Source organism: Roseateles sp. (assembly GCF_031397715.1).
In the GTDB taxonomy this organism is placed as follows: Bacteria; Pseudomonadota; Gammaproteobacteria; order Burkholderiales; family Burkholderiaceae_C; genus Paucibacter_A.
Genome location: NZ_JANNMI010000042.1, coordinates 1 through 5,943 on the forward strand (window position 1 = coordinate 1; position 5,943 = coordinate 5,943).

Annotated in this window: 6 protein-coding genes; 3 read left to right on the forward strand and 3 right to left on the reverse strand. The window is 65.4% G+C overall.

Going from position 1 to position 5,943, the window contains the following annotated elements; all coding sequences use genetic code 11:
- The 3 genes from RMO57_RS01980 to puuE form a co-directional block, all read right to left on the reverse strand.
- Positions 1-549: M20/M25/M40 family metallo-hydrolase (locus RMO57_RS01980; RefSeq protein ID WP_310383719.1), on the reverse strand; the 549-nt coding region annotated here is incomplete at its 3' end.
- Positions 536-2,308: a 2-oxo-4-hydroxy-4-carboxy-5-ureidoimidazoline decarboxylase gene (gene uraD / locus RMO57_RS01985; protein ID WP_310383721.1), complete on the reverse strand. Its 1,773-nt coding sequence runs from the start codon at positions 2,306-2,308 to the stop codon at positions 536-538. The genes uraD and RMO57_RS01980, both read right to left, overlap by 14 nt.
- Before the next feature lie 3 nt (positions 2,309-2,311).
- Complete coding sequence (gene puuE, locus RMO57_RS01990) at positions 2,312-3,274, reverse strand: allantoinase PuuE (RefSeq protein WP_310383723.1); 963 nt, start codon at positions 3,272-3,274, stop codon at positions 2,312-2,314.
- A gap of 67 nt (positions 3,275-3,341) precedes the next feature.
- Between puuE and uraH the strand changes: the two genes are divergently transcribed.
- The 3 genes from uraH (at position 3,342) to RMO57_RS02005 (ending at position 5,873) form a co-directional block, all read left to right on the forward strand.
- On the forward strand, positions 3,342-3,707 hold the full coding sequence (gene uraH / locus RMO57_RS01995; protein ID WP_310383725.1) for a hydroxyisourate hydrolase: 366 nt from the start codon (positions 3,342-3,344) through the stop codon (positions 3,705-3,707).
- Positions 3,708-3,716: 9 nt separating this feature from the next.
- Entirely contained in the window at positions 3,717-4,550 is an 834-nt protein-coding gene (xdhC, locus tag RMO57_RS02000) for a xanthine dehydrogenase accessory protein XdhC (protein ID WP_310383726.1), read from the forward strand.
- 87 nt (positions 4,551-4,637) lie between these two features.
- Complete coding sequence (locus RMO57_RS02005) at positions 4,638-5,873, forward strand: glycerophosphodiester phosphodiesterase (RefSeq protein WP_310383727.1); 1,236 nt, start codon at positions 4,638-4,640, stop codon at positions 5,871-5,873.
- Positions 5,874-5,943 lie beyond the last annotated feature (70 nt).

The following is a 5,943-nucleotide window of genomic DNA, read 5'->3' on the forward strand; positions in this document are numbered from 1 at the left end:
GTCGGGTTTGCTCAAGCCATTTTTCAGCAGCCAGCCGGGGCCGAGTTCGCCACCGAATTCTTCGTCATAGGTGAAGTGCAGCTCGACCCCGCCTTGCAGTGGCAGCCCCAGCGACTCCAGCGCCCGCAGCGCGAAGCTGTAGGTGGCGAAATCGCTCTTGCTGACGGCGCAAGCGCGGCCGTAGAGCTTGCCGGTTAGCAAGTCGCCAACCAGCTCCCCGCTATAGGGGCCGTGGGTCCAGCCCTCGCCCGGCGGCACCACGTCGCCATGCGCGTTCAGCGCGATCAGCGGCCCGCCGTCGGCGTAGCTGCGGCGCACGATCAGGTTGGTGATGCTCTGCATGCCCTGGGCCAGCACCTGGTCAGTGGGGACTGCATGCTTTTCGGCCGGCAGCTCCATGGCGGCCAGCAGCTCGGCAGTGCGCTCGGCATGCGCGGCGTTGTGGCCCGGCGGCGTATCGGTCGGCACTTGCACCAAGGCCTGCAGAAAGCTCACCTCTTCGGCGAAGTGGGCATCGATCCATTGATCGAGTTGCTCATACGGGTTCATGGTTTTCCTTGGCAAAGCTTTCCAATAACTGTTGAAATGCACGTACCGCCAGTTCGGCATCGTCATTGCTGACTTGTTCCAGCGGGTTATGGCTGATGCCACCATTGCCGCCGCGCACAAACAGCATCGCCTGCGGCAGCAGCCGGTGCAGCATCATCGCGTCATGGCCGGCGCCTGAGGGCAGGCGATGCACGGGCAAGCCAACAGCGGTCACGGCCGCCTCCCAGCGCGCTTGCCATGCAGCATTGCTGGGCGCGGCGTCGGCCTTCATGGTCGGCGTCAATCTCCATTGCAGGCCACGGCGCTGGCAGATGACGGCCAGCGCCGCGCGCACATCGGCGTCCAGCGCGTCGCGGGCGGCGTCGGTGCTGGCGCGCAGATCGAGGCTGAAGCGGCAGCGACCGGGGATCACATTGATGGAACCGGCCGGCACCTCCAGCATGCCGACGGTGCCGACGACCTGGTCTTTATGCGTGCCGGCGCGCTGCTCCACATACAGAATCAGCTCGGCCACCGCGCAAGCGGCGTCGCGGCGCCGGTCCATCGGCGTGGTGCCGGCATGCGCGGCCATGCCGCTCACTTCGCCGAGATAGCGGACGCTGCCGTTGATCGAGGTGACCACGCCGAGCGGCAGGTCCAGCTCGGTCAGCAGCGGTCCCTGCTCGATATGCAGCTCAACGAAGCCGAGGTAGTGGGCCGGGTCGCGCTTCAAGGCCGTGATGCTGACCAGCGTGGCGGGCAAGCCCGCATGTCGCATCGCGTCGGCCATGCTGATGCCGTCCGCGTCGACCTCGCCCAGCCAGGCTGGGTTGAACTCGCCGGTCAAGGCGCTGGAGCCGAGAAAGGTCGCCTTGTAGCGTTGGCCTTCTTCCTCGGCAAAGGCAATAACTTCCAGATCAAACGGCAGGCGGCGGCCGGCCTTGTGCAGCTCGCGCACGCACAGCATGGCCACCAGCACGCCCAGCCGGCCGTCGTATTTGCCGGCGCGACGCACGGTGTCGTAATGCGAGCCGGTCAGCAGGCGCCTGGCGTTCGGACGTTCACTGCGGTAAATGCCGACCACATTGCCGACCGTGTCGATGCCGACCTCGTCGAAGCCGCAGTCCTGTGTCATCCAGTCCCGCAGTTGCGCCGCGCAGGCCCGGTGGGCGTCGCTCAGGTAGGTGACGGTCAGCTCAGCGGCCTCGGAGTGCTCGGCCAGCGCCTCGGCCCAGTCCCAGACCTGGTTGCCCAGGCTGGGCGTGAAACCAAACTTGTCATTCAAGCGGAGCTCGGCAATGCGGTGGATATTGCGCAGGCATTCCGCCAACTCGTAGTCGGCGTGGCCATGCAGGCGGCGCGCAAAGTTCCCAATGATCTCGGCCCGGCTCAGGCCCTGGCCACGCGGGCCGCGCACGGCCAGGATGAAGGGCCAGCCGAACTTGGCGGCGTAGTCGGCATTGAGGCGCTGGATCTGCGCCAGTTCGGCCGGCGTGCAATGGGTCAGGCCGGCGCGGCTTTGCTCAGCGCTGGACTCGGCGGTCAGCGTTTGGGCCGCTTTGACGGCCAATTCGGGGTGGGCCCGTATCAGGGCCAATTGCTGATCCCGGCCGGCCTCTCGCACGGCCTTGGCCAGCGCCAGTTTCAGGCCAGCCAGGCTCGCGAAGGGGCGGTCGCTAGCGGCACGCTCGGCCACCCAGGGCGAATGCTCGTAGGTGCCGGCCAGCAGCTGCACAAACTCGGCCGCGCTGGCGGCGTTCAATTGATCGATGCTCAACATGCTTCAGCGCTCCCAGACAAAGGCGGTGTTGGCGTCAAAAGGATGAACGCCGCGCCAATGCCGCGCGATGTCGACGCGCCGGCAGATCCAGACCCGCTCATGCTTCTCCACATGGTCCAGAAAGCGCTGCAGGGCGCGCATCCGGCCGGGCCGGCCCAGCAAGCGGCAATGCATGCCGACGCTCATCATCTTGGGCGCCTCGGCGCCTTCCGCATACAGCACATCAAAGCTGTCGCGCAGGTACTCGAAGAACTCATCGCCATGCGAGAAACCCTGCGGCAGGGCGAAGCGCATATCGTTGCAGTCCAACGTGTAGGGCACGACCAGATGGGGCGTTAGCGTGCCGTCGCTCTTGCGCACCTGCAACCACAGCGGCAGGTCGTCACCGTAGTAGTCGCTGTCGTACTCGAAGCCGCCGTAGTCGGCCACCAGGCGGCGGGTGTTGGGGCTGTCGCGGCCGCTGTACCAGCCCGAGGGGCGTTCGCCGAACAGGCGCTGCAAGCCGTCCATGCCGCGTTCCATATGTTCGCGCTCGGTCGCTTCATCGACATTCTGGTAGTTGAGCCAACGCCAACCGTGGCAGGCGATCTCATGGTGCATGCCGACCAGCGCCTGGCACAGCTCAGGGTGGCGCTCCAGGGCCATGGTCACGCCAAACACCGTCAAGGGCAGGCCGCGTGACTCGAACTCGCGCAACAAGCGCCAGACGCCGGCGCGCGAGCCGTACTCGTAAATGCTTTCCATAGTCAGATGGCGCGCAGGGTAGGCGGGTGGGTTGGCCATTTCGGACAGGAACTGCTCCGAGCCGGCGTCGCCATGCAGCACCGAGTTCTCGCCGCCTTCCTCAAAGTTCAAGACAAACTGCAGGGCGATGCGGGCCTGGCCCGGCCACTGCGCCTGCGGCGGGTGCTCGCCGTAGCCAATCAGGTCACGTGGATAGTTACTTGCTGCTAGGTCAGGGCGCATCTTGAAAAAGGCTTGTAGGTCGTTGTGCCTACACTGTGCCTCAAATCTGCATCAATCGACCCCAGTTATGACTTCTACAACAGGCAAGCTCACCACCCATGTGCTGGACACCATGCATGGCGCGCCGGCCGCCGGCATGACGCTGCGTCTGTATCGCCTGGAGGCTGAGCAAGCGCAGCTGCTGAAGAGCCTCAGCCTGAACCACGACGGCCGCGTTGACGGGCCCTTGTTGGCGGGCCCGGAGTTGCTGCCCGGCCGTTACCGGCTGGTGTTTGGCGTGGCCGATTACTTCAAGTCGCTCGGCGTGGCTTTGCCCGAGCCGGCGTTCCTGGACCAGGTGCCGCTGGATTTCGGCATCGCTGACGCGGGCCTGCATTACCACGTGCCCCTGCTGGCGAGCCCGTGGAGCTACTCGACCTACCGAGGCAGCTGAGGCGTCTTGATGACCGCCTTGGATGAATTGTTGGCAGCGCTGCAGGCCGGCCCTGCGGTGCTGGTGCGGGTCGAATCAGTGCAGGGCAGCGGGCCGCGTGAGGTCGGCGCCTGGATGGCGGTCACCGCCACTGGCTTGATCGCCACCATCGGTGGCGGCCATCTTGAGTTCGAGGCGACCGCGCATGGCCGGGCTTTGTTGGAGGGTCAGGCCTTGCTTGATGTGAACCTTTCTTTGACCCGCCGCTTCCCCCTCGGCCCGAGTCTGGGTCAGTGCTGTGGCGGCGTCGTTGACCTGAGTTTTGAGCGGGTGTCGGTGTCTCAGTTCGCCGACCTGCGCCAGCGCCTGAGCCCGCCCGAGGCCAGCCTGTTGCCGGTGGGTCTGTTCGGCGGCGGCCATGTCGGGTGCGCCATCATCGAGTTGCTGAGCCGCCTGCCCAGCCGGGTGCAATGGTTTGACAGCCGCGACGAGATCTTCCCGCCCGGCTTGCCGGATCATGTGCGGGCCGAGCACAGTGAGCCGGTGCAGGCGGCGGTGCAAGACCTGAGCCCCGGCAGCCGCGTCTTGATCATGAGCTTCAGCCATGCGGAGGATCTGGCCGTGCTGGCCGCCTGCCTGCTGCGCCGGCGCGAGCGCGGCGATCTGCCCTTTATCGGTTTGATTGGCAGCCAGAGCAAATGGGCCAGCTTCAGTGCCCGGCTGCGCGAGCGCGGCTTCAGCGCGGCCGAGTTGAGCGGCGTCATCTGTCCGATCGGCCTAGCGGGCGTGGTGGGCAAGCAGCCGGAAGTGGTCGCTTTGGCCGCGGTGGCCCAGCTATTTTCGACCTGGAAGCCTCCGGCATAGTCCGAACGGCTCAATTTTTGGGTGCCGCAGCTGCGCGAACTTTCATCTCGGCTCGGGATCATGTGAGCGCCAACCTGGAGCCACGTTATGCAAACCAAATTGATCATTTCCGCCCTGGCCGCCGCTTTTGCCGGCGCCGCCGCACCGGCCTCCGCCTGGAACACGCTGGACGGCAAGGCGCCGCTGGTGATCGCCCACCGCGGCGCGTCCGGCTACATGCCCGAGCACACCATCGAGGGCTATACCAAGGCCATAGCGCTGGGCGCCAACTACATCGAGCCCGATCTGGTGATGACCAAGGACGGCGTGCTGGTGGCGCGCCACGAGCCCATCATCGGCGCCTCGACCAATGTCGCCAGCCTGGCCCAGTTTGCCGGGCGCAAGACCAGCAAGACGATTGACGGCGTCAGCTACGCGAACGAATACTTTGTCGAAGACTTCACGCTGGCCGAGCTGAAGACGCTGGGTGCGATGCAGACTCGCGCGGGCCGCCCGACCACCTTTGACGGCCAGTTCAAGGTGCCCACGCTCGACGAGGTGATCGCGCTGGCCAAGGCCAAGAGCATTGAGACCGGCCGCAGCATCGGCATCTATCCCGAGCTGAAGCACTCGACCTATATGCAAGGCGTGTCGCTGGCGCAGGGCCGCAGCAAGTCTTACTTTGAAGACACGCTGGTCTCGACCTTGCACGCGGCCTATGGCAATACCGGCAATGCACCGGTCTTCATCCAGAGCTTCGAGGTCTCGAACCTGCAATACCTGAACACCCGCACCGACATCAAGCTGGTGCAGTTGGTCGACGCCGATGACGTCAAGCCCGACGGATCTTTGTCCCTGGTCGCGCCCTATGACAAGCCCTACGACGTCGCCATCAAGGGCGGCAAGCTGAGCTTTGCCGATATGGTCAGCGATGTGGGCCTGTCCTTCGTCGCCACCTATGCCGACGGTATCGGCCCCTGGAAGCCCTATTTGCTGAAGACGGTGGATGACGGTATTGATCGCAACGGCGACGGCGCCGTCACCGGCAAAGACCGCCGCGTGGATGGTTCCACTGGCGTGGTCGAGTCGGCCCATGCCAATGGCCTGTTCGTGCACACCTGGACCTTCCGCAATGATGCGTCGATGCTGGGCTTTAGTGACCCGCAAAAGGAAATGGAAGCCTATCTGAAGCTGGGCGTGGACGGCATCTTCACCGACTTCACCGACACCGGTGTGGCGGCGGTGGCTGCCTTGACGCCGGTGCCCGAGCCGGCAAGCTATGCCTTGCTGCTGGCTGGTCTGGGCGCTGTGGGTCTGGTCGTGCGGCGCCGCCGCTCGGCTTGACGCAAGCCCGGATCGCCTCGACGACACAGCCGCCAACTGAGCCAGGGGGTCAGGTTATGCCCCGCGTACT